Origin of the sequence: Prochlorococcus sp. MIT 1304 (genome assembly GCF_047305015.1) — a bacterium.
In the GTDB taxonomy this organism is placed as follows: domain Bacteria; phylum Cyanobacteriota; class Cyanobacteriia; order PCC-6307; family Cyanobiaceae; genus Prochlorococcus_A; species Prochlorococcus_A marinus_E.
Genome location: NZ_CP138974.1, coordinates 149,599 through 174,752 on the forward strand (window position 1 = coordinate 149,599; position 25,154 = coordinate 174,752).

At 31.2% G+C, this 25,154-nt stretch carries 28 protein-coding genes, 1 tRNA gene and 1 pseudogene; 16 read left to right on the plus strand and 14 right to left on the minus strand.

What is annotated here, in order from left to right; all coding sequences use genetic code 11:
• Window position 1 precedes the first annotated feature (1 nt).
• Entirely contained in the window at window positions 2-739 is a 738-nt protein-coding gene (purC, locus tag SIB45_RS00795) for a phosphoribosylaminoimidazolesuccinocarboxamide synthase (RefSeq protein ID WP_011863452.1), read from the minus strand.
• 135 nt (window positions 740-874) lie between these two features.
• Here purC and purD point away from each other — a divergent pair, with 135 nt between their 5' ends.
• Together purD and SIB45_RS00805 are read left to right on the plus strand one after the other, a co-directional pair.
• A complete protein-coding gene (gene purD, locus SIB45_RS00800; RefSeq protein WP_011863453.1) occupies window positions 875-2,206 on the plus strand; it encodes a phosphoribosylamine--glycine ligase in 1,332 nt (443 codons plus the stop codon).
• Window positions 2,207-2,210: 4 nt separating this feature from the next.
• Window positions 2,211-4,277 carry an ATP-binding protein gene (locus tag SIB45_RS00805; protein WP_011863454.1) on the plus strand — a complete coding sequence of 689 codons (2,067 nt, stop codon included), beginning with the start codon at window positions 2,211-2,213 and terminating at the stop codon, window positions 4,275-4,277.
• Here SIB45_RS00805 and kaiC read toward each other — a convergent pair.
• Both kaiC and kaiB read right to left on the minus strand, forming a co-directional pair.
• Window positions 4,274-5,803 carry a circadian clock protein KaiC gene (kaiC, locus tag SIB45_RS00810; protein WP_011863455.1) on the minus strand — a complete coding sequence of 510 codons (1,530 nt, stop codon included), beginning with the start codon at window positions 5,801-5,803 and terminating at the stop codon, window positions 4,274-4,276. The genes SIB45_RS00805 and kaiC overlap by 4 nt on opposite strands.
• A 68-nt stretch (window positions 5,804-5,871) precedes the next feature.
• On the minus strand, window positions 5,872-6,189 hold the full coding sequence (kaiB, locus tag SIB45_RS00815; protein ID WP_011863456.1) for a circadian clock protein KaiB: 318 nt from the start codon (window positions 6,187-6,189) through the stop codon (window positions 5,872-5,874).
• Window positions 6,190-6,330: 141 nt separating this feature from the next.
• On the opposite strand from kaiB, the gene rplU reads away from it, so the two are divergent.
• Window positions 6,331-6,771: a 50S ribosomal protein L21 gene (rplU, locus tag SIB45_RS00820; RefSeq protein ID WP_011863457.1), complete on the plus strand. Its 441-nt coding sequence runs from the start codon at window positions 6,331-6,333 to the stop codon at window positions 6,769-6,771.
• A 9-nt stretch (window positions 6,772-6,780) separates the two neighbouring features.
• On the plus strand, window positions 6,781-7,041 hold the full coding sequence (rpmA, locus tag SIB45_RS00825; protein WP_011863458.1) for a 50S ribosomal protein L27: 261 nt from the start codon (window positions 6,781-6,783) through the stop codon (window positions 7,039-7,041).
• Here rpmA and SIB45_RS00830 read toward each other — a convergent pair.
• Window positions 7,034-7,708, minus strand: a pseudogene (locus tag SIB45_RS00830) (class I SAM-dependent methyltransferase). The gene rpmA and the pseudogene SIB45_RS00830 overlap by 8 nt on opposite strands.
• Before the next feature lie 142 nt (window positions 7,709-7,850).
• On the opposite strand from SIB45_RS00830, the gene truB reads away from it, so the two are divergent.
• The gene (gene truB, locus SIB45_RS00835; protein ID WP_011863460.1) at window positions 7,851-8,768 is read left to right on the plus strand and encodes a tRNA pseudouridine(55) synthase TruB; all 918 of its coding nucleotides are present in this window, start codon (window positions 7,851-7,853) and stop codon (window positions 8,766-8,768) included.
• Window positions 8,769-8,771: 3 nt separating this feature from the next.
• Here the strand turns inward: truB and SIB45_RS00840 are convergent, their stop codons facing one another.
• A complete protein-coding gene (locus SIB45_RS00840; protein WP_011863461.1) occupies window positions 8,772-9,947 on the minus strand; it encodes a SpoIID/LytB domain-containing protein in 1,176 nt (391 codons plus the stop codon).
• An 88-nt stretch (window positions 9,948-10,035) separates the two neighbouring features.
• Here SIB45_RS00840 and rnz point away from each other — a divergent pair, with 88 nt between their 5' ends.
• Both rnz and SIB45_RS00850 read left to right on the plus strand, forming a co-directional pair.
• Window positions 10,036-10,974: a ribonuclease Z gene (gene rnz, locus SIB45_RS00845; protein WP_011863462.1), complete on the plus strand. Its 939-nt coding sequence runs from the start codon at window positions 10,036-10,038 to the stop codon at window positions 10,972-10,974.
• Between the two features lie 74 nt (window positions 10,975-11,048).
• Window positions 11,049-11,609: a pentapeptide repeat-containing protein gene (locus SIB45_RS00850; RefSeq protein WP_011863463.1), complete on the plus strand. Its 561-nt coding sequence runs from the start codon at window positions 11,049-11,051 to the stop codon at window positions 11,607-11,609.
• A gap of 9 nt (window positions 11,610-11,618) precedes the next feature.
• Here SIB45_RS00850 and SIB45_RS00855 read toward each other — a convergent pair whose 3' ends face one another.
• The 4 genes from SIB45_RS00855 to serA all read right to left on the minus strand — a co-directional run bounded on the left by SIB45_RS00855 (window position 11,619) and on the right by serA (window position 15,017).
• Window positions 11,619-11,987 carry a hypothetical protein gene (locus tag SIB45_RS00855; protein WP_011863464.1) on the minus strand — a complete coding sequence of 123 codons (369 nt, stop codon included), beginning with the start codon at window positions 11,985-11,987 and terminating at the stop codon, window positions 11,619-11,621.
• A gap of 79 nt (window positions 11,988-12,066) precedes the next feature.
• Window positions 12,067-12,366, minus strand: a complete 300-nt coding sequence (locus SIB45_RS00860) for a ferredoxin (RefSeq protein WP_011376994.1) — start codon at window positions 12,364-12,366, stop codon at window positions 12,067-12,069.
• Between the two features lie 134 nt (window positions 12,367-12,500).
• Complete coding sequence (gene prmA, locus SIB45_RS00865) at window positions 12,501-13,412, minus strand: 50S ribosomal protein L11 methyltransferase (RefSeq protein ID WP_011863465.1); 912 nt, start codon at window positions 13,410-13,412, stop codon at window positions 12,501-12,503.
• An 18-nt stretch (window positions 13,413-13,430) separates the two neighbouring features.
• Entirely contained in the window at window positions 13,431-15,017 is a 1,587-nt protein-coding gene (serA, locus tag SIB45_RS00870) for a phosphoglycerate dehydrogenase (RefSeq protein ID WP_011863466.1), read from the minus strand.
• Window positions 15,018-15,116: 99 nt separating this feature from the next.
• Here serA and SIB45_RS00875 point away from each other — a divergent pair, with 99 nt between their 5' ends.
• From SIB45_RS00875 to SIB45_RS00895, 5 genes are all read left to right on the plus strand, one after another.
• A complete protein-coding gene (locus SIB45_RS00875; RefSeq protein WP_032520207.1) occupies window positions 15,117-15,683 on the plus strand; it encodes a hypothetical protein in 567 nt (188 codons plus the stop codon).
• Window positions 15,684-16,475, plus strand: coding sequence for a photosystem II S4 domain protein (locus SIB45_RS00880; protein ID WP_011863468.1), 792 nt, complete (start codon window positions 15,684-15,686; stop codon window positions 16,473-16,475). It abuts the gene before it with no gap.
• A gap of 50 nt (window positions 16,476-16,525) precedes the next feature.
• A tRNA-Val gene (locus SIB45_RS00885) sits at window positions 16,526-16,597 on the plus strand.
• A gap of 67 nt (window positions 16,598-16,664) precedes the next feature.
• Complete coding sequence (locus SIB45_RS00890; protein WP_011863469.1) at window positions 16,665-17,282, plus strand: DUF1295 domain-containing protein; 618 nt, start codon at window positions 16,665-16,667, stop codon at window positions 17,280-17,282.
• Window positions 17,275-17,826, plus strand: coding sequence for a pyridoxamine 5'-phosphate oxidase family protein (locus tag SIB45_RS00895; RefSeq protein WP_011863470.1), 552 nt, complete (start codon window positions 17,275-17,277; stop codon window positions 17,824-17,826). Before SIB45_RS00890 ends, SIB45_RS00895 begins: the two co-directional genes overlap by 8 nt.
• 239 nt (window positions 17,827-18,065) lie before the next feature.
• On the opposite strand, the gene SIB45_RS00900 is transcribed toward SIB45_RS00895, so the two are convergent.
• A complete protein-coding gene (locus SIB45_RS00900; RefSeq protein ID WP_011863472.1) occupies window positions 18,066-18,617 on the minus strand; it encodes a DoxX family protein in 552 nt (183 codons plus the stop codon).
• 143 nt (window positions 18,618-18,760) lie between these two features.
• Window positions 18,761-19,909, minus strand: a complete 1,149-nt coding sequence (locus SIB45_RS00905; RefSeq protein ID WP_011863473.1) for an FAD-binding domain-containing protein — start codon at window positions 19,907-19,909, stop codon at window positions 18,761-18,763.
• A gap of 275 nt (window positions 19,910-20,184) precedes the next feature.
• Between SIB45_RS00905 and SIB45_RS00910 the strand changes: the two genes are divergently transcribed.
• Window positions 20,185-20,934, plus strand: coding sequence for an NAD-dependent DNA ligase (locus tag SIB45_RS00910; protein WP_011863474.1), 750 nt, complete (start codon window positions 20,185-20,187; stop codon window positions 20,932-20,934).
• Window positions 20,935-21,041: 107 nt separating this feature from the next.
• The gene (locus tag SIB45_RS00915) at window positions 21,042-21,971 is read left to right on the plus strand and encodes an oxidoreductase (RefSeq protein ID WP_011863475.1); all 930 of its coding nucleotides are present in this window, start codon (window positions 21,042-21,044) and stop codon (window positions 21,969-21,971) included.
• Here the strand turns inward: SIB45_RS00915 and SIB45_RS00920 are convergent.
• Window positions 21,966-22,232, minus strand: coding sequence for a hypothetical protein (locus tag SIB45_RS00920; RefSeq protein ID WP_011863476.1), 267 nt, complete (start codon window positions 22,230-22,232; stop codon window positions 21,966-21,968). The two genes, SIB45_RS00915 and SIB45_RS00920, sit on opposite strands and share 6 nt — an antisense overlap.
• 100 nt (window positions 22,233-22,332) lie before the next feature.
• Here SIB45_RS00920 and murD point away from each other — a divergent pair, with 100 nt between their 5' ends.
• Both murD and SIB45_RS00930 read left to right on the plus strand, forming a co-directional pair.
• Window positions 22,333-23,763 (plus strand): UDP-N-acetylmuramoyl-L-alanine--D-glutamate ligase, encoded by a 1,431-nt coding sequence (murD, locus tag SIB45_RS00925; protein ID WP_011863477.1) that lies wholly within the window; start codon window positions 22,333-22,335, stop codon window positions 23,761-23,763.
• An 85-nt stretch (window positions 23,764-23,848) separates the two neighbouring features.
• Entirely contained in the window at window positions 23,849-24,163 is a 315-nt protein-coding gene (locus SIB45_RS00930) for a hypothetical protein (RefSeq protein WP_011863478.1), read from the plus strand.
• Window positions 24,164-24,177: 14 nt separating this feature from the next.
• Here SIB45_RS00930 and SIB45_RS00935 read toward each other — a convergent pair whose 3' ends face one another.
• Window positions 24,178-24,837 (minus strand): pirin family protein, encoded by a 660-nt coding sequence (locus tag SIB45_RS00935; protein ID WP_041484722.1) that lies wholly within the window; start codon window positions 24,835-24,837, stop codon window positions 24,178-24,180.
• A gap of 159 nt (window positions 24,838-24,996) precedes the next feature.
• The gene (locus SIB45_RS00940; RefSeq protein WP_011863480.1) at window positions 24,997-25,125 is read right to left on the minus strand and encodes a hypothetical protein; all 129 of its coding nucleotides are present in this window, start codon (window positions 25,123-25,125) and stop codon (window positions 24,997-24,999) included.
• Between the last annotated feature and the right edge of the window lie 29 nt (window positions 25,126-25,154).

The following is a 25,154-nucleotide window of genomic DNA, read 5'->3' on the forward strand; positions in this document are numbered from 1 at the left end:
TTCATTTAGGCATAAGAAAATTGTTAATTCTTCGGTGAATTTCACTATAAGCTTCAATTAAACCACCTAAATCATTCCTAAATCTATCTTTATCTAGACTAACGATTGTACCATTTTTTTGGTTTAGATCCCATAATCTACAATTATCAGGACTTATTTCATCTCCCAGAAGAATGTTATTTTTAAGATCATAACCATATTCCAACTTGAAATCTACAAGCTGAAGTTGAATATTTTTAAAGAAACTTTTCAGAATTTCATTAACTTTTAAAGTTAGATTAATTATTAACTCTAAATCATCAGAGCTTAATATGTTCATTAATTTAATTCTATCTTTTGTAATAAGAGGATCATTAAGTTCATCATTTTTAAGGTAGATATCAATTAATGGTTTTGATAGAGAAGTTCCAGGTTTTATAGTCGTTTGTTTACATAAAGAACCATAAGCAGTATTCCTTAGAACAATTTCTAATGGAATTACTTTTATTTTTTTTGCAATCATTGTATTTTCATTTTCGAGTTGAATAAAATGTGTTGGAATATTCTTCTCAATGAGAATCTCAAAAATTCTTGCACTTATTAAGCAATTAAGTTTGCCTTTCCCTTCAAATTTTTCTTTTTTTAAAGCATTAAAAGCTGTAGCATCGTCTTTAAATTCAATTTTTACTTTATCAGCATCATCATGCGTAAATATTTTTTTTGCTTTTCCTTCATATATTAACTCATGTTTATTATTCATTAATTTAAGACCTAATTGTGATTACTAAAAGTACTTTTTGTAATTAACATAATTATTAGAGATCAAGTTCAAAAGATTTGATTTCATTTTAGCTGATTATTTATCGAAACCTCATAACCTTAAAGAAACAACTATATGGGAATTCATTCACCAAGTTCTAAGAGCTTTAGTAGATTAGAAAATATTTTAATAATTGGAAATGGCGGGAGAGAAAACTCTTTAGCTTGGGCTATTCAAAAAAATGAATTAGTCAAAAAAGTTTATTTAGTACCCGGTAACGCTGGTTCAGAAAGAATAAATAAATGTAAAAGAATTAAAATTGATATAAATAATGAAAATGAACTGGTCGAAAAGCTTGATTTTCTTAAAATAGATTTAGTTGTAATTGGACCAGAAATACCTCTTGCGAATGGATTAGCTGATTTACTTCGAAAAAAAGATTTTAAAGTATTTGGTCCTAACAAAGATGGAGCAAAATTAGAATTTAGCAAATCTTGGGCTAAGGAATTTATGCAAAAAGCAAATATTCCAACTGCAAACTTTTGGAAAGTCAACTCTTTAGAAGAAGCCAAAAAAATTATCAATTCATCATCAATCCCACTAGTAGTAAAAGCTGATGGTTTAGCTTCTGGTAAAGGTGTTTTTATTCCTAATTCAAAAGATGAATGCTTCAAAGCAGCAGAATCAATTTTTAATGGTAAATTTGGCAACTCTGGAAATATAGTTGTTTTAGAAGAAAAAATTCAAGGACCAGAAGTTTCAGTTTTTGCTTTATGTGATGGAGAGAGATATACATTACTTCCAACCGCACAAGATCACAAAAGGCTTAACGAGAAAGATAAAGGCCCAAATACAGGAGGTATGGGAGCTTATTCGCCTGCACCATTATTAACACAAGATTACCTTGATAAAATTATCAAAGAGATAATTGAACCTACAATCAACGAACTCAATAAAAGAAATATTGACTATAGAGGCGTAATTTACTTTGGGTTAATGATCACAAAATCTGGACCCAAAGTTATAGAATATAATTGCAGATTTGGTGATCCAGAATGCCAAACAATCATGCCCTTGATGGATCAAAATTTTGTATTTCTTTTAGAAAAATGCTCAATGGGAAATTTGACTGGTGACGAAAAAATTAGTACTTCTGATAAAGTTAGTGGTTGTGTAATAGCGACCTCAAAAGGTTATCCTCACGAATATAAAACTGGTTTTCAAATAAAAATAGGTAAGATTGACTCAAATGATTGTCAAATTTTTGACTCAGGTACTTCTTTAAGTGCAAATGGGAAATTATTAACTGATGGAGGAAGAGTCTTAAGTATTGTCTGTCAAGATAGAGATTTTAATATGGTTTTTGAAAGGGCATACAAAAATTTAAAAGAAATTGATTTTGAAGGTATTTACTTCAGAAATGACATAGGTCATCAAGTCAGAAAAAACTTTTCCAAGGAGAATTAAGCTCATGGTGGATACCAATAATCAAGAAAATAGAAAATACAATATCACTGATAACGAAGTTATGGATAATAACTATTGGATTAATGGAATCCTTGCTTGGTGGAGTGGGTTTAGTTTAAGAACAAAGTTGTTAGCCATAGCAACTCTTGTCGTGAGCCTCCTAATGACAGGAATAACTTTTTTTGCTTTAAATAGTATTCAAAGAGATGCTGGAATGAACGATACTAGATATGCTCGAGATCTTGGCTTATTGTTATCTGGGAATGTTACAGAATTAGTTGCGAATAACCAGAAAAAAGAAATTTCAAATGTAGCTGAAAAGTTTTGGAGGTCAAGTCGAAACCTGCGCTACATATTCTTTACTGATGCTGAAGATATTGTTCAACTTGGGATACCGATCAGTGCGACACCGACAAGCTCAGACAGTCAGTTCCAGCTCACTAGAAGATTAAAATTGCCCTCAGAATTAAAGAAAAGACCACAATTCCCTCTGGTTAGACAGCATGCCACTCCTCAAGGTCAAGTAACAGATGTATTTGTCCCAATGTTGTGGAAGGGCAAATATCTTGGAACGTTAGCTTTGGGAGTCACCCCTAATAAAAAAGCACTAGCAAGTGCTGCTTTAACTAGAGAAGTAACCATTGCAGTTTTTATCTCCATTTGGGTTTTAGTCATACTCGGAGCTGTATTTAACGCTTTAACAATTACTAGACCCGTAAGAGAGTTAGTAAGAGGTGTGAGAGAAATCTCAAGAGGTAACTTTAAGTCCAGAATTTCTTTACCTATGACAGGTGATCTAGGAGAACTCTTAAATGGATTTAACCGAATGGCCACACAGTTAGAAAATTATGATGAAGCTAACATAGAAGAACTAAAAGCAGCACAAATCAAACAGCAATCGCTAATTGCTACAATGGCTGATGGTGCCATATTATTGGACTCAAAAGGTAAGATAGTACTTACTAATCCAACATCAAAGAGATTATTTCGCTGGGAAGGAAGATTCTTAGAAGGTAAATATTTTTTAAATGAAATCCCCGAGATTTTATCTAATGATTTACATACTAATATAGAATCTATTTTAAACAGGGAAAAAGAAAAGGACGATTTAAGATTCAGTTTAGGAGAACCAGCAAGAACCTTAAGGATTGTCTTACAATCAGTTTTAGATACAAATAAAGTTGAATTAAAAGGAATTGCTGTAACTATCCAAGATTTAACTAGGGAAGTTGAACTTAACGCTGCACAAAATAGATTTATTAGTAATGTTTCTCACGAATTAAGGACACCACTTTTTAATATCAAAAGTTATGTAGAGACCTTACATGATTTAAAAGATCAGCTTTCTGATGAAGAACAAATAGAATTTTTAGGAATTGCAAATTCAGAGACTGATAGGTTAACAAGGCTGGTAAATGATGTATTAGATTTATCAAGATTGGAGTCTGGAAAAATTGTTCAGCTAGAGCAAATAGACATAAAACCAGCAATAGAACAAACTCTTAGAAATTATAGACTTAATGCTACAGAAAAAAATGTTTCATTAGCTCATGAAATAGAGGAAACTATACCGCCGATTCTTGGAAATTTTGATTTGCTTTTACAGGTTTTTGATAATTTACTGGGTAATGGTTTGAAATTCAGTCCAAAAAATAGCTCCTTAATTATAAGAGCTTATACTTGGCCGGATTCCTGTCCTGCCTTCCCTCCAAATATTAAAAATAATGCAGCTCCCCAATGTGAATTAGTTTCCCCACTACCAAAAGTAAGAATTGAAATTGCTGATACTGGTTCAGGAATATCTCAGGCTGATCAAGAAAAGATATTTGATCGTTTTTATAGAGTAGAGAATTCCGTCCATACTGAGCAAGGTACCGGTTTAGGTTTATCTATAGTGCGGGGAATAATTGAAAAACATGGTGGTGAGATTCGTATGGCTAGTGAATTAGGAGTCGGAACAACTTTCTGGTTTGATTTATCTCTAGCACAATCTGATAAAGACGAATTGTTGACAAAAGCTCTTCATAATTCGGATTCTTTTTCAGGTTCTGAAATAAAAGAAATTATCTAATTTTTATCTAATCCTTTAAAAACATTTTGAACATTTTGATCAGGTACAACTCTATGAGGGGCACCACTAAATATTTGTTCAAAATTAGAAAAAGAATCTTTTATTTCTGGGCCACTATTTGTAATAATAAATTCTCTAATTCGTTTATCATGCCATGATCCCCGCATTTTAAACACATTTAAAGCTCGTGCCATCTCACCTTTTATTTCTACATATTGAAGTAACAATATCGTATCCGTAATTGTTGAGATATGAGAATCAGTTATAGAGTGGCTCCCCATAAATTCTTCTGCAGTATTAGTAAAAAAGCCTGCTATCTCTTCTTGTTTGGTATAACCGGTAACAGCAATTACAAACTGTCTAAATGCATTTAAACTTACACCCCTGGCTAATGCAGAGAGAGAGTCAATTGCCATTCTTTTTGGTTTAAATTGATTAATTTGCGTTTTAATAATTTGTAAGTGATCTTCTAAACCAGTTGATTCAGGATATGCACAAATAATTTTCAATAATCCATCACTTTCCATTTTTTCAAAGTCTATTCCCCAGCTAGTCGCATTCCTTAGTAATTGAGCCCTAGATTCTTCATATGCAAAAAGTATTGCTCTTTCATTATTATCATAAGCATCTTCAACAAATTTTGATACAAGCATTGTTTTACCTGTACCAGTAGCTCCAGTGGCGAGAATAATGGAATCTTGAAAATAACCTCCTCCACACATATCATCAAGATCTTTAACTCCAGAGCTAATCCTAATATTTGAGGATCTCTGAGTTAATCTCATTGCTCCAAGTGCAAACACACTTATTCCATCGGTTCCCATAGTAAATGGATATTCACCTTTCATATGTACAGTTCCTCTTAACTTCAAAACTTCTAGAGTTCTTCTCCTCTTTTCTGACTCAAGAACATTTCTTAATAAGACAACATTATCAGATACAAATTCTTCTACTCCATATCTAGCAATTGGTCCGTAGTCATCAACCCTTTCTGTAGTCATAACAGTTGTTACACCTATTTCTTTTAATCTTGCTATCAGTCTAAATATTTCTCTTCTAACAACGTAAATAGCATCATATTGTTGAAAGACTGCAGTTATTGAATCTATTGCAACTCTTTTAGCTTTATATTTTCTAATTGCATAACTAATTCTCTCAATAAGACCAGACAAATCAAAGCTACCCGCTACATCCTGACCATCAGGGTCAGGAGAAGCATCCAAAATAAAAAGTTTATTTTGATCAATTAATTCCTGTAGGTCCCAACCAAAACTAGCTGCATTTCTAATAATATCTAAAGGGGATTCTTCAAATGTTACGAAGATTCCAGGCTCATCAAAGTTACAAATTCCATGATGTAAATATTGTAGTGAAAAAACAGTTTTACCAGTTCCTGAGGTACCGCTAACGAGTGTACTTCGAGATACAGGCAGCCCACCCCTGCAAACATCATCAAAGCCCTCTATTCCAGTTGGTAATTTTTGTACTTGCATTTTATTTGATTTGCCAATTTTCTTATCATTCATAGTTTTATCCTAACTAAACAAAATTAAAAAAAATTTTGAATTTATCTTGAAAATAAAGTTTTAAACTATTATTTATTTCCACTATATTCAGTTTCAGTTAATTCATCAAAAAGTAAATCTAAACCAATTAAAACTTTCTCTCTATCTGAAAGATCACCTATTATTTTTCTCACTGGTGGCGGTAAAATTTTAGCTAAGGTTGGGGTGGCTAAAATCTTGTCTTCTTCTGCAAGTTGTGGTTGCTTAAGTACATCAATAACCTTCAAAGCATAAACTCCTTTAAATTCATTTTCTAAAATTTCTCTTAAGGTATTTAAAGCTCTCATCGAATTAGGAGTATTTCCAGCAACATAGAGTTTTAAAATATATGTTTTCCTTGCAGCCATCGTTATAGTTCCTGATTTGATATGAAAGATTTAAAAACCCTTGACTTATTACACTACAAAATAAGAAAATAAACAAACAATTATGATTGCTTGTTGGGCTTAATCAAATTATTAATTTGAGCCTAATAGCGTCTTTAAGATATGACAAACTCTAAAAAATCCTCAAACAATTCTTCTAAAAGTAGTGAATTGTATGCAATAGCAGAAACTTCAGGCCAACAATTTTGGTTCGAAGTTGATAGATACTATGACATAGACAGGTTAAATGCAAAAGAGAAAGACAAGATAACACTTGAAAAAGTTTTACTTTTGAAGGATAAAGACTCAATAAGTGTTGGTAAACCTTACGTTAAAGACGCCAAAATTGAATTAGAAGTGGTCTCTCATAAAAGAGATAAGAAGATTCTTGTTTACAAGATGCGTCCGAAAAAAAAGACAAGAAGGAAGATGGGACACAGACAAGAACTTACAAGAGTTATGGTAAAATCTATTACAATAGGTAAAAGCGCTCCTAAGTCTTCTTCTAAAAAGGAAACTGTCAAAAAGGAAACTAAACCAAAATCCGAAAAATCTACAAATTAAACAATTCTAATGGCACATAAAAAAGGAACAGGTTCTACTAGAAACGGAAGAGATTCAAATTCCAAAAGATTAGGTGTGAAAGCTTATGGCGGAGAAAAAGTAACTGCTGGATCAATTTTAATCCGCCAAAGAGGTACATCCTTTTTGCCTGGTATCAATGTCGGAAAAGGTAAAGATGACACCCTTTTTGCACTCAAAGAAGGAACCGTAAGTTTCGAAAGCATTAAAAGAAATTTAAGAAATAGAAAAAGAGTTAATATAGTTATCTAATTTTCTTATAAGCTCTTGTAGTTATAAGAATAGGATGAAAAACTTCTAAAAAATTTGATTACAGAGTCTCAAAAAATTTTTCAACAATTTGAATGTCGTCGATATGAAACGGATATTCATTTTTTTCTCCCTTGAAAAAATACCAATTAAATAAAGCAATAGAATTAGGATCCATAAACTCATTGAAAATCTCAATTTGTGAAGCTGGATCAGCAAGATGTTCCAAAACATCAAGGCAAATTATCGTATCAAATTTAGATATTTGTGTATCTTGAATTGTCTTGCAAAAAGTAAGTTTTTTTTCGACTCCTAATTTCTTCGCCCTGTATTCAACAAAGTTTCTATTTGTCTCATTAATATCTACAAAAAAAACATGCTCAACTTTTGAAGACATAGCGTTAGCTAAGGCATGCGTTCCAATTCCTCCTCCAAAATCTAAAACCAAATCTCTAGAAAATCTCTGCTGAAGTTTTAAAGTATCAGCGATGTATTCTCTACTCGTGAGATGCCAAGCAGCTAAATCAGCTACATGCCGATCTCCAACTATTTCAGTATAAAAATCCGAAACATCATTCAAAGCATCTCCAGGATGTGAATTTGCCAAATTCATCTTTGCATTTGAAAGGAATCCATCTAAATCACATTCTCTAATAGATAAGTATTCCATTAAATGTGATTTCAAATTAAAAGCATTGTCTAAAAACTCTTTTAAAATAAAATTATTGTTTTTCAATTTCTTTCTCTAAATTTCCAATATCAAAATCATAGGATGGTTATAAATCTTTCTCAAAGTATTCTTAATATTAAAAATGGAAACTAAAGATGGATTCTTAGTAATTAATAAAGATAAAGGATGTACTTCACATGATTGTGTTAAACAAATAAGGAAGTTACTAAATACAAAAAAGGTCGGTCACACAGGAACTCTTGACCCAGAAGTTATAGGAATATTACCAATCGCGATAGGCAGTGCAACAAGATTTATTCAATATCTACCTCAGGGTAAAACTTACATAGGACAAATTAAATTAGGGATAAGAACTAACACTGATGATATTCACGGAGAAATAATTAATCAAAAAAGTTGGCCTAAAATCAGTGATGAAAAATTAGATCAATACTTAAATAGATTTAGGGGAATTATTAAACAAATTCCGCCGAAAGTATCTAGTGTGCACATCAATGGTGAGAGGGCTTATAAAAAATCTTTCAGGAATGAAGTTTTTGAATTAGCACCAAGAGAAGTAAAAATAGACGAACTTACTTTAATGAAATGGGACCAAATAAACGGAATATTAGAAATAAAAGTTAAATGTTCAGCTGGCACATACATAAGAGCAATTGCAAGAGATTTAGGAGAAATTCTTAATTCCGAGGGTTGCCTTCTACAGCTAAAAAGAATTTCAGCTTGTGGCTTTGATGAACAAAACTCGATAAAAATATCTGATATCGAAAAAGATAAAAAAAACTCGAAAAATTTCATTATTCCAACAATTTCTGCTCTTAATCACATTTCATCATTTGTCTTAAGTACCGAAGAACAAATCAATTTTTGGCAAACAGGAAGAGCAATTAGAGTTGATATTAATTACTTTCAGGAAAATAAATCTTTTGACTACAAAAAACCCATAAAAGTAATAGATAAAAAACAAATACTGCTTGGGATAGGTTTCTTAAATGAAGAGCAATCTAATATAAATCCAAAATTAGTCCTTAATGCTAAATAACTTCTATAGGTAATCTTTTCTAAAAGGTTTAACCTGCACACCCTTATAAAAATGCTTTAATATTCTTTCAGCTTTTTGGCCTCTAGACGCCAGATATTTAGCCCCCCACTGACTCATTCCGACTCCATGACCTGATCCTTGTCCAAAAACTATCAACCCTTTCTTTTGAGGAGTATTGTTGTTTAATTCTTCCTCAAAAAATTTAAATCTGATAAAATTACTGTTCAGGCCTACTCTTTTTCTAAAATCTACCCCAGATATTTGATCAGAACCATAAGCCCCAATAAGTTTTATATTTTTTACCCTCCCTGTACTAGTAATATCTAGAATCTCTATATTTTTTAAACCTCCAATCTTTGGAAATAAATTTATTAATTCATTACTCGAAATTTTTTTTTGCCATCTAAATTTTGGATTATTTTTATCAAAATCTTTCACACTTGATAAATATGGATATTTATTTTTCCATACATCTTGACTATTTTCTGTCATTCCACCTGAGCTGCTATGAAACAAAGCATTAATTAATTTATTTTTATAAGTTAAAACCAAAGATCTTGTACTTTTAACGGCTCTGATAGTTTTATAAGTTCTTGATTCCAAGCCATTATAGACTTGATTTTTCTGAGTTGAATCTATATCAAATAAATTATTTCCCTTTTGCTTTAAAGCATAAGTTCTCGAGGCAATTGCTTGTGCCTTTAATGCTTCAATAGGCCATTTTGTTGGCATTTCTGAACCCACTACGCTATTAAGGTATTTTTCTATTCCTAAAACATTTACTACCAATATTTCAGAATCAAGTACAAAGAGATTAAGCTTACCAGCAAATCTCTTCTGACCTACCCAAATACCTCTTCCATCGGAAGAACTTACTTGAAATTTTTGATTACTTTTTAAGTCATATTTTTTTTGTTTATTTCTATCAAAATATAAAATTTTTTTATTTTTCTCATTTTTCAAAGTTAGACCTTTTATTCTTTTGCGTGAAAAAAATTTACCCTCTATTGTTAAAGGAATTGATCTATCTGATCTGATCCTTAAATTGTTATTTTTTGATATCAAAACTCTAATGATTGGTTCTCTGGATGCAAAAACACTTTCACTCTGAAAAATACAAATAAATAAAATACTTATCAGGCAACATTTTCTATAGTTATTTTTAAATTTAAGTATCACTTTGTTTAAAAACAAATGCTTAATTTGCCTAAGTTTGACTAAAAGTCTAAATTTAATCCAGATATAACAATAAAAATATCATAAATAAGTGAATATCACCTTCTTAGGAACAAGCTCAGGTGTCCCATCCTTAACGAGAAATGTTTCTTCCCTAGCACTTAAATTATCACAGTCATCAGAAGTTTGGCTTTTTGATTGCGGAGAAGGAACGCAACATCAAATAATGAAAAGCAATATTAAATCTTCACAAATCAAGAAAATATTTATTACTCATATGCATGGCGATCATATTTATGGTTTGCCTGGACTTTTAGCTACCTTAGGTTTATCAGGAAATAGTGAGGGTATTCAAATTTACGGTCCCTCAGGGTTGCGAAGTTTTATAAATTCATCACTTAAAAGTAGTTTTTGCAAATTGTCTTTTCCATTAAATTTTGTGGAAGTTGAAAATTTTGCATCAGAAAATAAAATCCTATTTGAAAACAACAAAATAAAAGTAAATTGTGCCTGCCTTAAACATAAAATACCTGCTTATGGTTATAGGGTGAGTGAAAAAGATAAACCAGGTATATTTGATATCAAAAAAGCAGAGTCTCTAAAAATAGCACCTGGACCAATTTATTCAGAACTGCAACAAGGTAAAAAAGTCGTATTAGCGGATGGTAGGACATTCGATGGGAAAGAATTCTGTGGACCTCCTAGAAAAGGTGAAAGTTTTGTTTATTGCACAGATACAGTGTTTAGCGAATCAGCTGTTTCACTATCAAAAAATGCCGATTTACTCGTACATGAATCGACTTTTTCAGTGGAGGATGAAAGTATGGCATACGAAAAATTACATTCCACAACAATCATGGCTGCCAAAACAGCATTATTATCTAACACAAAAAAATTAATTATTACTCATTTAAGTCCAAGATATACTAATAAAAACGCAATTACACCAAGCGATTTGCTTAAAGAGGCTCAAAAAGTTTTTCCAAATACTTACCTTGCCAAAGATTTTCTAACGGCAGAAATAAAATAAACTGCAACAGTTCGTTAGCAGGAGCGTTGTAAATGACCAACCCATGAAATAATAGTCTTAGGTTTTTCTATTTGATGTCGATCGAAATGGTCTCTATTTTTTCATCACTACATAAGTCTTGTAAAAGACTATTTATTTTTCTTCCATTAATTATTGGGTTACTTATTAATCCAATATCTGCAAATGCACTCTATCCTAGTGATCCTTCATCAGTTGACGTTCTAAAAGATGATCTTCACGGTGCTGACCTTCATAATACTGAATATGTTAAATATGATTTATCTAATCAAGATTTAGGAGAAGCTAATCTTCAAGGTGCATATATGAGTGTGACGACTGCAAAAAACTCTAGTTTTAAAGGAGCCAATATGACGGACCTTATTGCATATGCAACACGCTTTGATAATGCCGATTTTACAGATGCAAATCTTACCAATGGCGAGCTAATGAAAAGTGTTTTTGATGGGGCAATTATTGATGGGGCAGACTTTACAGATGCAAATCTTGATCTTTCTCAGAGAAAATCATTATGTGAAAGAGCTAGTGGAACTAACTCACAAACTGGAGTTAATACAATTGATAGTCTTGAATGCACTGGCTTAAAAGGTTACATGCCACCAAAGCCAAAAGCATAATATTTAAAGCTAACCAATTTCAGAAGGGAAGATATTACCAGGTTCTTTTGAGCCTGGTTTTTTGCTATACCACCATTCTTGTATATCAGAAGAAAATTTCTTTGAAAAAAGAGTTATTACTGTCTCAACAGGTTTTGATCCAGGCTCCAAAATCTGAACTGAGTAAGATGGACATTTTCTTGAAGCCATATCAGCAACGAACCTAGACCCTATTCTTCTCCAACTAGGCTCCTTACTTCTCCAAGCAAGCCTAGAGCAGGGCCATGGTAACTCTTCCCTATCATAAAGTCTGCAACATGGGCCAATTACCTTATAACTGTACTGACCACCATAACTTGATTGAACACTGCCAGTCTTGAAAAATTCAAATTTATCCATTCACAAAAAAAAAGCCACCTTCATAGAGGGTGGCAGAGAAATTATCAATAATCAACTTAGAAAAGTTAAATTTTTATAATTAGTACAATTCTTCCTCAGCATGAGTTGTAATTGTTACGTCAGATGTTGGATAAGCAACACAAGTAAGAACAAAACCAGCTTCTAGTTGGTCGTCATCCAAGAAACTTTGATCAGACTGATCAACACTACCTGAAGTAACTTTTCCAGCACATGTTGAACATGCACCAGCTCTGCAGGAGTAAGGAAGGTCAATACCTTGTTCTTCAGCCGCATCGAGGATGTATTGGTCATCAGGTACCTCAATAGTTGAATTGAGACCTTCACCTTCGCTGATGAGAGTAACTTTGTAAGAAGCCATTTAAATAAAAAATTGTTGGTAATTAATACCTATCAAATACATTTTTAACATCGATTAGGTCGATATGTGAGATTTTGAAGTAAAAAATGACACAATAAAATGTATGAAAGAGTATCTATAAGAAAAACTTATACTTAGGTTGAATTGCTGGCTTTTTGCGCAGAAATGCATGCCCAATCTTTTCTAGTTGATACATCCAATAATTTCAAGTCATGCTGAATTAATATTTTTATAATTTCATCCTTTTGTGAATTCAGAATTCCACTGAAAATGACTTCCCCATTGTTTCTCAAGCACTTATAGATATTTGGAATCATTCCTTTTATTACTTCAGCAAGAATATTGCATAAAACAAAATCAAATTGTTCGAGTTGATTTTTTAAAATTACCTCATTAAAAGATCCCAAATATGTATTTAATTTGTTTAAATTACCGAAATTTAGTTGGAAATTAGATTTTGTTGAATTTATAGCTAAATAATCATTATCCACGGCACAAACCTCTTTAGCACCAAGTAATCTTGCGGCGACACTCAAAATCCCGCTACCGCTCCCAATATCTAATACCTTTTTATCAGAAAATAAAATATTCTCCATTTTTTCCAAGCAAAGATAAGTTGAAGGGTGACTTCCTGTACCAAAAGCTGCTCCGGGATCAATTTTTATGATTTGTTTATCTTTAAATTTTTTATTTAGATTTATCCAACAAGGCAATATTAAAAAATGATTTCCTACTAATTCAGGAGCCCAATATTTCTTCCAACTTGTTAACCAATCCTCCTGTTTGATAATACTCCATTCAAAAAATTTATTCTTAGGGGGATTAATGTTTAAAAGTTTGATAATTATTTTTTCAAAACTACTTCTAGAACTCTCATCCCAATCATCAATTGGAAGCCATATATTAACTTCTTTTTTATTTTCATTTTTAATTAAATATTCAAATGAAAAACTAAATATTCCCAGCTCATTTAATTTCCAAATAATAATTTCTTCAGAATCACTTTCTATCAGAAAAGTTAGTTTATACCAATCTTTAGTTTCCATTAACTAGTTAAAGCCACTTCATAGAGTAACTGGATTAGCGTTGGTAATCCCATCCACTTCAATAATGGTATCAAGTAACTTATTAGGTATTGGATCATCAATACTTAGAACCATAACAGCTTCCCCTCTTACAATTTTGCGCCCAACTTGCATTGAGGCAATATTTACATTATTGCTACCTAATAAAGACCCCAGCTTGCCAATAATACCAGGCATATCCCTGTGCCTAGTAACCAACATATATCTGCTTGGTGATACATTAACTGGGTATTGATCAATACTAATAATTCTTAATTCCCCATCAGCAAAAATGCTTCCCGCTACGCTATGGTCGCCGTTATCTCCATAAGTGGTTAACTGAAGCGAACCACTAGCAAATTCAGGTCTTGCCTCATCTTTATTCTCGACTACTGAAATACCTCTTGAATCTGCTTCTAGCGAAGCATTTACATAATTAATCCTATCTCCCAAAGCTTTACTTAGAAGGCCTTTTAGACTAGCTATTATTAATGGCTGAGAAGGATGTTGAACAAATTCACCTTGAAGCTTTACTTCTAGTTTCTGTATCTGTCCACCTGAAAGCTGGCTTATAAGCAGACCCATGGTTTCAGCTAACTGCAAATGAGGTTTCAGACTATCCATAATATCAGGGCTCAAACCTGGAATATTTACTGCAGTTCTAGCAGATAAACCAAGCAAGACATCCCTTATTTGTTCCGCAACATCAACAGCTACATTTTCTTGTGCTTCCCGAGTAGATGCTCCTAAGTGGGGGGTAAGAATAAGATTCTTTTCAACCTTCAAAAGTGGTGAATTAGATTCCAAAGGTTCTTTAGAAAAAACATCTATTGCAGCACCTGCAATCAATGATTGATTTAAAGCTTGTGCTAATGCCTCTTCATCAATCAAGCCTCCTCGAGCACAATTAATTAATTTTGCGCTACTTTTCATATTTTTAAGCACATCCATATTGACTAAATTCTCTGTCTCTGGTGTGCGAGGTAAATGCAAAGTTACATAATCGGATTGTTGGAATAAATCTTCTAGATCAGATAGTTTAACTTGGATTTGTTGAGCTCTTTCAGTTGAAACAAATGGATCATATCCGCAAACTTCCATCCCTAATGCATTAGCAACTTTTGCTACATGAGCACCAATTTTCCCTAAACCTACTACACCTAATTTTTTCTTATAAAGCTCATTCCCAACGAATTTCTTTCTCTCCCATTTACCTAACAAAGTACTACTATTAGCAATTGGAATATGCCTAGATAAGGCCAACATCATAGCTATAGTATGTTCAGCCGCTGCTATTGTGTTACCCCCTGGAGAATTAACAACAAGGACTCCTTTTTGCGTAGCAGCCTTAACATCTACATTATCGACTCCAACTCCTGCTCTCCCAATGATTCTCAGTTTACTTGAAGAGTTAATAATTTCTTCGGTCACTTGAGTACCAGAGCGAATCATTAAGGCATCATAATCTCCAATAATGGAAGCTAACTCAGAGTCTGAGATCCCTATCTTGTGATCAACCTGAGCAACTTGTGAAAGAATATCGATTCCTTTTTGATCAATTGGATCTGTAATGAGAACTTTTGTCATTTAAGATTGGTTCTTTAATCTTTTACTTTAACTTAATCTATAGTGTATGTATCTTATTTTATTAATTTGAATAACACACAAACATTTGAGGATTGAAATTTGACTAAAAGTATTGTGATATTTGAAGACATTAATAAATGTATCCAGCTATTTGATGTTTTCAACGAAAAATCAGTAATGCTCTCTGAAGCTATTTTGATCCCACCAATAAGTGAGAAAATATCATCAGACGAAACAGAATTGCTAAATGCGAAAGCAAATATCTTATTCAAATCTCAAAATTTTGAAGATATAAGAATCTTAAATCCTAAACTTGATAGGAAGATCAGGCAAAAAGATATGAGCAGATGGCTAATGCCGTTTGGGTTTATAGCAGGAATAGCTTTTTCTAATATGACAAATTTATCTACCTTCAGCTTTCTTGGTTTAAATAACATCGGGGAATCTCTCATTGGAGGAGTATTAGGAATGGGTTCAGGATATTTAGGAAGCATTGTCTCTTCTGCAAGTATCAACATTAATAGAAATAAAGAGTTAAGATCAATCATTAATTTTAATAAAGAGGGTAAATGGCTTGTTCTACTTGAAAATCAAATTGGAACTGAATTACCTTGGGCTTTGATAAAACAATCAGAAGCAAAAGATATAATTTTTTTAGAAGGCTAAATGATTGACTTAAAAGAAATCTTAATAAATTCAAACTACAAAAAAGAAACTGAGGAATTAATAAATATTGCTAACTTAGCTTACAAACACTGGGAAACTTATTGGACTGGTTTTAATTCAACCTATGTTTGCGAAGAGATTTTAAAAGATTTTGAAAATTTAAATGATTTCAAATTTTTTATTTATGGTGGATTCTCCTCTTCTCAAAGATCTAGGATAGCTTGCTTTAGAGGGGATAATATTCCTGAGGAGGATGCGCTAAAAAGTAATTTTCCAGCTCAAGGAATAAAAATTAATGGGAATTTTTTATTTGATAATGCTACTCAAGACGATTTTAGATCCCTCTTAATTAAAAATGGGGTTAATCAATTAAAAGTTGGGGATATATGGACTATTGGCGATAGGGGAGCACAAGGGATAATTGATAATTTAGATATTGAGCATCTAGATGAAAAGATTTTTTATTTAAGAGACGTAAAAGTAAAAATTAATGTAGTAGGTATAGATGAATTACAAATACCTTCTGGAAGATCAAAAAAACTTGTCAATACAGTAGAAGCCTCAACAAGATTAGATGCTATAGCTTCAGCGGGCTTTAGGGTATCACGAACCAAAATCATTGAAAGGATAGAAAATGGAATGCTCAGATTAAATGGAAGCAAAGTTAATAAACCAACAATTAATCTAAAAATTGGCGACAAACTAGAACTTGAAAATAAAGGATTTATTGAAATTTTAAATTTAGAAATAACCAAAAGAGAACGATGGAAAGTTAAATTACTTAGAAAATGAAACGCAACCTGCTATTTTCTTATAAGGGGAATAAAAAATTTCTTCAATTTGGGCGATTAGCTCAGTGGTAGAGCACTACCTCGACACGGTAGTGGCCACTGGTTCGAATCCAGTATCGCCCATTAAAACTTTTGACGACTTAGGTTAGATCCACAGAAAATAATTTCATTTTTTAGATTATTCAAAAAGATGAAACTTAATCAAATAATTAATCTCCATAAGGGTCTCACTGCATTTGTAGTGATAGGTCTTATGATTTTTTTTGATAATTTTACGATCGCTCCCTACGTTTATTTAGCTCTGCATGGTACTTATGGATTACTTTGGCTTTTAAAAGAAAAGATATTCCCAGATCCTTATTTTAAAGAAAAAATCAATTTTTTAACTTCAGTTACTGGTTTTATTTTCCTTGGTAGTTACTGGGTAGCTCCCTATATTCTTATCTCATCTGAGAAATCTGTTCCAAATATTGTAATAGCTGCTTCTGTATCTATAAATATAATTGGTGTGTTTCTACACTTTGCTAGTGATGCCCAAAAATATTTTTCTCTTAAATTAAAAAAAGATCTAATTAAAGAAGGATTTTTCGAAAATATAAGAAATACAAATTATTTAGGAGAAATACTAATTTATCTATCATTCGCCATCCTCTCAATGAGTTTCGTTCCATTAGTAATTCTTGCAATATTTTTCTCTATAGTTTTTCTACCAAGAATGATAAAAAAAGATAAATCGCTCTCAAAATATGATTCATTCGAAGAATACAAAAAGAAAAGTGGTCTAATATTGCCTAAATTAAATGCCTGATAACAACTTACCCAGTTGGAGGCAAGATTTAAAATCTTCTAGAAACAAAGAGGGCAAATCACCCTCTAATAAATGGATACAGCTTGCAACAGTCAGCGAAGAAAATGAGCCAAGATTAAGAACAGTTGTTTTCAGAGGATGGCATAAAGATAGTTCAATGATAATTTTCACAGATAGAAGAAGTGAAAAAATTGGGCATTTAAAATCCAACCCTAATGCAGAAATATTATGGTTCTTTTTGAAAACCAAATCACAATATAGATTTAAAGGAAAAATACGTGAATTAAGTGATAACAAAAATTATTGGGATTCATTATCAGAAAAATCAAAATCTTCTTGGTTTTGGGGGTCTCCTGGAGAGAAAATAAACCCAAAAGTCCAAACTACTCATGAAAGATTATCCAATCTACCGAAGTCAGAAAATTTTGTGGTTCTTAATTTTGAAATATATTCAGTAGATCTTCTTAAATTAGAACAGCCTGTTCATAAACGATATCTTTGGGAAAAGGTTAAAAAATGGGAAAAAGTTGAAATTAATCCTTAAATATTTCTAAATTGTATATTTAGGTTGAAATACATATAGTGATCAGTCAGTTTAAAAAAAGAAGTAATATTTATATGAATTTCTCAGAAATTCCAGAAAACCCTTTCATTTTTCTATCTTGGGTAACTGCTATAGGGCTTTTTATAAGTCTTTGTGAAGCAACGATTAAGATAAAACTTGAGAAGAGAAACAGTTATAGAAAAAGGTTAGAGCTCATCAATAACCTATATCCTAAAAAGTTAGCTTGAAGTATCTGAAAGTATGTTCGCCTGCAGAAATTGAAATAAGCCACCTTTACTTGTTTCTTCTTTAACTTCGTCTGCTTTCGATTTTTTTGAATTTGTTGAAGGAATGATTTCCTCTTCATCTTCTGATTTCAAAATTCTGATAATGACTTCATCTAAGGAAAAAATACCGGGACCTGTTAGTGCAATTGAAGTTGCTGAAGCGAAATATAAAAGTAAAAGCTCTAGTAAGAAAATATTAAAACCTGAAGTAACAAGTGCATGATATATAGCAACAGAAATTGTTCCAACAATTGCCAAAGCTCCGAATCTTGTTGCTAAGCCGATAATTAATAACCAACTACCTCCTATTTCTGAGAATGCCGCTATATATGATAAAAATATTGGGAATGGGAGATGTAATGGTCTTACAAAAGCATCAGCGAAATTTTCTATGTTTGCTAATTTCTCATAACCGTGATGTATAAGAACAGTTCCAGTTATAACTCTAAGAATTAATAAAGCAGTATCTTTGCTGAACGACTTGGTAAGAATTGTTGAAAGCACTATTAAAAAATTATCCTTAAGTAAAAATAACTAGTCACAGTATCCATCGTGGATTAAAGAGCAAAAGTCGCACCTAAATAAGTATTTATACTTACTTGCCAAAGAGGTTATTTTTCTGATTAGGAATTCAACTAAGTTAAAAATTATTTTTTTGAAAAATTTTCTAATATTCTCTGATTTATTTTTGGAATATTTTCTTTAAATTTAAAAAACCCTCTTTTAGCAAATTTCCAAGCAAATAAATCTTCATCCCTCACAAGATTAAAAATTTTTTTTTGGTGTAAATTTTTAAACTCAGTTATGAAATCATAATTTTCTCCCACTCCAGGATAAATAATATCTATTTCGTTAGTATTTTTAAAATTATTTTCCAAAGAATAAGGATCAATCTGTTCAACATTATCAAATTGCTCTAAAAATTCAGAGACCAAATCTTGTTTAAATTTCAATACAGATTCAGACAATTTAATTTGTCTTTGTTCATTTTTTAAAAGGATAATAAATACTTTTTTATAGCTTGGAAGTAAATTTTTAAGGGTTGCAAGGTGTAGATCATTTTCAAACATAATCAGATTATCTGATTTAGGATCCATATCATTTTTATAAATCTCATCTTCAAATGGTATTTGATTAGATTCTTCAAGAAAAATTTGTTGATTACTTATTTTTTCTACTTTAAATCTATTATTTGAAAACTTTCTGAGGTTTGATGATGAAAAAAGATATTGTTTTCCCTTCGTTTGCAATCCCCCGACCCATCTCCAGCTAAGGAGATTAGATGAAGCATCTCCATCAAAAAGATATTTAAAGAAAAACTTTGCTCCTAATTGCCATGGGAGGCCTAAATTAAATATCCAAGTACTCGCAAACCACATTCTTGTATGATTATGCAAATAGTTGTACTGCTTTAATTCATGTACCCAAGAATTAAAATAATCTAATTCTGTATTGCCATTAATTGCACTTTCATATAACTCATAATCAAAATCGAGATTGTTTTCTGAAATAAAATTTCTCCAAACTTTAGGTCTATTTTCCATCCACCCTTTCCAGTAAACTCTCCAAAATATTTCTTCAACAAATTTAGTTGAATTTTTGATTTTGTACTTACTTTTAATATCATGAATCAGCTCATATTCCGACAATATTCTATGAGTAATGAAAGGCGATAATTTTGAAACTGAACTTTCGTTATTTGGCCCAAAATCAAAATTTCTTAATTTTGCATAATCATTGATTTTGTATTTCGCAAAATTTTCCCAGGTATTTTGAGCTTTTAATAAAAATGACATTTTCTCATAACTTTAAAAAATTTTTTTTGTATTGATGGGAATTTCAAAAATTTGGCTTTAAATTAATCCTTAAAATTTTCTATTTCACTTTTGAGTAAATATGTTTGATTAAAGTATTTAATTTAAACGTCTTATAAGTACATTTTATACTCTTAAATTGCTCTCTGCGTAGGAGGATATTTAGTGGTCAATTACTTTTTAGATCTAATTTTAATTTCAAATCTTTATTTAAATGATTTTTTCTAAAAGATTTTTAAATATTTGTCAAAATTATTATGAATAATTTATTAGTGAGAGATGTTAAGTATCTAGATGAACAATACAGGATAGGTGAAGGCATAATTTCCGATGATGCATTTAAGCAACTTGAAAAGCTCTTTATTCCTGTTGATCAAGAGCCTAACTATTTTAATCAAAAAAATAATAAACTTTTGCCAAAATTAGCCAAAGAAAACTATAAAGAATTTTTGGAAAGTTTGTTAACGAAAACAAGATTAAGCATTCAACCAAAAATTGATGGCTGTGCTATTGCAATTAGATATCTAGATGGCAAGTTTAATAAAGCTATTACAAAAAAAGGATTTGATGTCTCAAGCAAAATTAAACAAATTAAAAACGTCCCCGATTATATTCCTATCAAACGAGATTTTCAAATTAGAGGTGAACTATATGCTACAAACCAAGTTGCCGGCATTTCCCAAAGAATTACAAGAAAATACCTCAATGATAAGAAAGGGATTGGAGAAAGTCTCCGCTTTTGCTGTTTCCAAATACTTAATGGAAGACTTAATCAATACGAAACCCTTAACTATCTTAAAAAATGTGGCTTCAGCACCCCTGACAGTTACTTCACAAATCATACAAGCGAAATCCAAATATATAAAAAAAATTGGTTAGAGAGAAAAATATTTGCGAAATATCCAACTAATGGGATAGTTGTAAAAATAAATAGTAGGAAATTACAGTTACTTAGGGAGAAAAGTTTATCTCAAAATAACGAATGGCAATATGCAATTGAAAAATAATATTAAATAGTACCTTCAATAAGAGCTCACGATAGTGACTTCCAGTATTTACAGTAGAAAAGTAATTAAATTTTGGTTAAATTCCAAAGCAATTTGCAGGATTACTAATGACTGCCACTATTTCAAGACCTAAAATCTCTAACTGGGAAACATCTAATATTCCAAACCTTACAGGCAAAATAGCGCTAATTACTGGTGCAAATAGTGGTCTTGGATACTACACTGCAAAGGCTTTAGCAGAAAAAAATGCTCATGTTGTTATAGCTTGTAGATCACTTGAAAAAGCTAATCAAACTATCAAAAAACTTAAAGGTCTTAATCCTGAAGGATTATTTACACCTTTAGAATTAGATTTGTCAGATTTAAAAAATATTGTTGAAGTTCAGTCCAAAATTTTTGATAATTTTGAAAATTTGGATTTACTAATCAATAATGCAGGCATTATGCATCCGCCTAAAACTCTTAGTGCCCAAGGATATGAAATACAATTTGCAGTTAATCATCTAGCTCACATGCTTTTGACTCTCAAGCTACTTCCAATTATTGAAAAAAAAGAAGAATCTAGAATAGTTACGGTGACTTCAGGAGCACAATTTTTTGGCAAAGTCGGTTGGAAAAATCTGAAAGCCGAGAACTATTACAACAAATGGGAATCTTACTCCAATAGCAAATTGGCAAATGTAATGTTTGCTTTGGAACTAAATGAGAACTTAAAGCACAAAAATATACTTTCTTTAGCTGCTCACCCAGGAATTGCAAAAACAAATCTCTTTACTGCTCAAAAACCTAACCCTGGACCATTAGAAACATTCTCATTGGAATTATTTAGTCCTATTTTTCAAACTGCTGAGATGGGTGCTTTACCTCAGCTTTTTGCAGCTACTTCACCAGACGCAAGAGGCGGTGATCATTATGGTCCTAGATTTAATTTCAGAGGTCATCCAAAACTATCCCCTACTTCTCCTTTCGCTATGAATAAAAAAGAAAGAAAAAATTTATGGGAAAAAAGCCTCGAAATTATTAATAACTTCTTATAAATTTTTCATTTTTACTAACTTGAGAAAATACTTCAAGATATGTAATTCACTCTCTGAGAGTTTCATAAATTCTGTTAAGGCATCGTAATTTTTTTCATCAATTTTTTTTGACAATTGAATAAAACTATCATGGTTTTCATTAACGAAGCGCTCAGCAATCTGAGACGGAGTTAAACCCTTTTCAATTAATTCACCTGGAGCATTTTTCTCCCACTTTTCATAAAACCAAGAGAACCAATATTTTGCAGTATTTTCTTCCATTAATTAACTTTTCTTAGGCGAATGCTATAAATACTGAATAAAAATCTCATGATTGAATTACCCCTTAAACACAATTAATATAAATGCAATTATAAATTTAATGATAGATAATCATTCAAATAAAAGAAATATTAATCTCGTAATTGGATTAGGTAAATCTGGATTTTGGGCTGCCAAGTATTTGAGAAGCATCAATAAGAGAGTAATTGTTTGGGAAAGTAAAAATGGGATAGAATTCTTAGAAAGAAAAACAGCATTAGAAGAGCTTAATATAATAGTTTCTCTAAATAAAGAATTTGTATTTGAAGAGATTCAACCTTTTGTGAAAGAGATTGAATCTGTTGTTGTAAGTCCATCAATACCTTACGACCATAAAACTATTATTGAATTAAAAAAAAAGGGAATTAAAGTAATTGGAGAAATTAATGTTGCATGGGAAATTTTAAAAGACACAAATTGGATAGGTATTACTGGCACTAATGGCAAGACTACTGTTACTCATCTACTAAGCCATATGCTCTGCGATACTGGATTATATGCTCCTTTTGCTGGAAATATTGGTACACCTTTATGTAAATATGCTCACTCCAAAAAACATGAAAAAATTGATTGGGTTGTAGCTGAATTAAGCAGTTATCAAATAGAAATATCTCCAGAAGTAAAACCTAATATTGGAATATGGACAACCTTCACAGAAGATCATCTTGAAAGACATAAAACACTTGAAAACTATTTCAACATAAAAAAAAGCTTGTTAGAAAAATCTGATTTTAGAATTTATAATTATGACGATAAAAACCTAAGAAATCACTACACTTCGCTATCGAGAGGGGTTTGGATAACAACTAGTTTCGATAAATCAAATTTAATTCATTGCGATTATTGGATAGATGATCAAGCATATATCGTTGAGAGAGGGAAGAAATTATTCAAACTTGAACATTTTTCTTTAAAAGGAATGCATAATCTTCAAAATCTTTTATTGGTAATTGCAGCAGCAAGAAAAGTTGGATTATCTGGCAAGAAGATTAAAGATTCTCTATCTAATTACAAACAATTACCCCATAGGATGGAAACGATTTATAAAAACAATGATCTGGAAATCATTAATGATAGTAAAGCTACAAATTTTGACTCATCTATTGCGGGAATAAGTTCAATTGAAGGTCAAATAATAATCATTGCTGGGGGTAGATTAAAAGGGAATGAATATAGTGAGTGGATAAAAGTTTTAAAGAAAAAAGTTAAATGTGTTTTCCTTTTTGGAGAAAGCTCAAAAGTCCTAAAAATGGCGCTTATTAATGAAGGATTTAAAGAAAATATTTTTGAATTTTCTGAACTAAAAGAGCTTTTAAATTTTGTTTTTCATTATTTACAAAATAATAGGGTTGGAACATTATTATTCTCACCTTCATGCTCTAGTTTTGATCAATTTAAAAATTATGAAGAGCGTGGAGATTATTTCAAGAAACTAATAAGTGAAAAATTAAAGGTTAATAAATCCATTCTTTGTTCAAGTATCATTTCTTAATTTCAGGTCGGTCATCACAACCCCTTACCCTCTAGCAAATATTCACATGATTAGTTAGATTTTGACTATGAATTAACTACTAGCAATGAGTGAATCTAACAATTTACCTCAAGCAATAAGTCATAAAAAATTAAGTTATTTGATGCTTAAGGCACAAAAGGATGCTCATTTTTCTGATGAATTAGCAGGAATAGAAAGCCCCGAAAAAAGAGAACTTGAAGAGTTAATTAACAATTGGGAAGCTTCAACTAAGAAGGTAGTCAATGAGTTATCAAAAAGAAAAGAGAATTTACTAAAAGATAAATCACCAAATTCTTTAATTGCACTTGGTGCTATGGAAGTTCACCTTAATATGGCTTTGCAAGCCTTAAATGCATTTAATAAAGGAGTTGATGGGTAAAAGTAAAAGATAAATCATAAGGAAGGCATCGAAAATAAGAGAAAATCTAAGTTTTTTTGAGTATCTATAGAGACATCATCATAATAATTAACTTCAAAACCCAAGCCATCTCCAGATTCGAGAAATATATTTGAATTAGATTCTTTACTTTTTAACAAAAGATTACCTTCTATTATTTGTATCCAATTATATTTATCGATTTTTAATGGCAATTTTTTTTCTTTAATTGGCTTATATTTACAACGCCATAAAGAGATACTTTGATTTAGAAAAAGCTTATTATTTTTTCCGTCTTTGTAATTAAAAATAAGATTGTCCCACAAATTTTCATTTAATGAAATTTGATCATATCGAGGTTTGATATTTTCTTTTTGAGGGTATATCCAAATCTGGAACAACTTACAGTTCTCATTTTCTTCATTCTTCTCGCTATGAGAAATTCCAGTACCTGCAGACATAACTTGTACTTCATCTTTTTGAATTTTTCCAAGATTGTTTAAAGAGTCTCTATGAGTTATTGCTCCTTTTGTTACGACAGTAATTATTTCCATATTTGCATGAGAATGTGTATCAAATCCTGAATTAGGAGAAATAATATCTTCGTTTATAACTCTAATTTTCCCAAAATTATCCCATTTTGGATCTCTATGTTCTGCGAAAGAAAATGAATGCATCGAATTTAGCCATTCTCTAGTCGATCTAAATCGTTCGTGCGATTTCCTTATTTTAATTATTTTAAAAGACATAAATAGTAAGAAATAAATATGGTGTTTTTGTGTAAATTAACTATTTTTGAAAATTATAAATTATTAAAAAGTGAAATTACTTTTTATTTATTTGTTGATTTTACTTTGCGCTTTATTTGCTTTATTAATTATTTTTTTTGCTTCTTCTCTTGTAGAACATTTTTCTGCCTCAACATTCAAGTTTTTTAGTTTATTTAATTGCTTTGAAATTTTCATATTAGGTTAACTTAACAAATAGAAATTAA